Origin of the sequence: Chelatococcus reniformis, assembly GCF_014640075.1 — a bacterium.
Lineage (GTDB): Bacteria > Pseudomonadota > Alphaproteobacteria > Rhizobiales > Beijerinckiaceae > Camelimonas > Camelimonas reniformis.
Window position 1 is genome coordinate 1 of the sequence record NZ_BMGG01000031.1, and the last position, 861, is coordinate 861.

Consider the following 861-nt stretch of genomic DNA (forward strand, 5'->3'; position numbering starts at 1 on the left):
ACCGAACAACCGGAGCATGCCGAGGCCTTGCTCGAGCGGGGTGAATTGGCGCGTCGTGAGGGGCACCTCGATCAGGCGCTTGAGCTTGTGATAGCGGCGCTGTGCTGCGACCCAAGCAAGGGCTATCAGTTGGCGCGGGGCCTGCTTGAGGAGCTGGGGACGGGGGCGAGCGTAGGGGATAAGCTCCAAGCGCTGTTGCAGCTCCACCCTTCAAACCTCAATATCGTTCGTCTGTTTTGCCTGCATGCCCGCAAGCAGAATAATCCGCGCGGCATGGAGGAGGCGCTTAAGGGGATCGTTGCAGCTGAACCAAACGACAACGCGATCCGGCTGCTCTGTGCACAGGAGTTGCATCGGGTGTGGCGCCATGAGGCAGCTTGGGAGCTGCTTGCGCCTCTGATCGAAGCTCAACCCGGCAATCGCACCTTGGTGCTGACAGCTGGAGATATCGCCTCGTCGCGTCGCGACTATGCCGCCGCTGCCGCATATCTGGCGCGCGCCGCCGAGCTTAGCGACGGTGAGCTCGACAATCGCAGCCGGCTGAGGCTGGCAGCGGCACTTAAGCATCTGAACCAGACACAAGCCGCAGCGGATGCCCTAGCACCCGTCCTCGCCCAGCCCGATGCACCGGCTCAGGCGCACGAGGAGGCGGGCCATATAGCCCGCCAACGCGGTGATCTGCCAGGGATGGTCCAACACTACTCGGCCGCTGCGGCTGCCGATCCGTCCTCCGCCCGCCTCAGATTGGTGCTCGTCCGGGCCCTCCGCGACGCTGGCCAAGTGGAACGAGCCGCCACCCTCCTCGACGCCTTGCTCACCGAACAACCGGAGCATGCCGAGGCCTTGCTCGAGCGGGGTGAA

The 861-nt window shown here is 64.7% G+C and carries 1 protein-coding gene; it reads left to right on the forward strand.

All coding sequences use genetic code 11. From position 1 onward, the window contains the following. The coding region (locus IEW34_RS30185) for a tetratricopeptide repeat protein (RefSeq protein ID WP_188612956.1) at positions 1-861 on the forward strand (861 nt) is incomplete at both ends.